Origin of the sequence: Micromonospora sp. DT4, from assembly GCF_049841675.1 — a bacterium.
Classification (GTDB): Bacteria; Actinomycetota; Actinomycetes; order Mycobacteriales; family Micromonosporaceae; genus Micromonospora.
The window spans coordinates 1-518 of the sequence record NZ_JBNCKT010000378.1; the positions used below are offsets into that span (position 1 = coordinate 1).

A 518-nucleotide genomic window follows, 5' to 3' on the forward strand; every position below is an offset into this window, starting at 1 on the left:
GCGGCTTCGAGGTCATCTACCTGAATGAGGGCGACACATCGAAATTTGATGGCTTTAGGGTACCCGGGGAGCCGCCATCGAAGCCCCGGAAGCTATCGGACAAGCAGGAAAAGGACAATCAGGAGCGGATCGCGGGGATTCGGGTTTGGGTGGGGACAGATGGCAAGAACTGGGGCAAAATTCCCGCCGACGCAAAAGAGGTGAAGGATGCCGAGGGGAAGGTTCACCCCGTCGGGAAAACATTTAAGGGTTTGCGACAACCGGGACTTTTGTTTCATCAGGAACTCTTCGATATTCTAAACGAGAGCGGTTTCCAGCCGGAGGTCAACCGCAACAAGATTCGAATACACCTAGACAAGAGCACGTTTGTCACTGTTGCCGAGAAGGCAGAGAAGGACAAGGCGACGTTCGCCGCTTATGACGTCTGGCGCGAAGGCGACCCCACAAGGGCGGGAAAGATCCCCCCTGCATCCGACCCCCCGGTCACGCTCCCGGAAACGGGGGACGTCATTGATCTC

1 protein-coding gene is annotated in these 518 nt (G+C 56.8%); it reads left to right on the forward strand.

Annotated elements, in window-relative coordinates:
* Positions 1-518 (forward strand): hypothetical protein (locus ACLQ24_RS30190; RefSeq protein WP_425895131.1); only part of this gene is annotated, 518 nt, incomplete at both ends.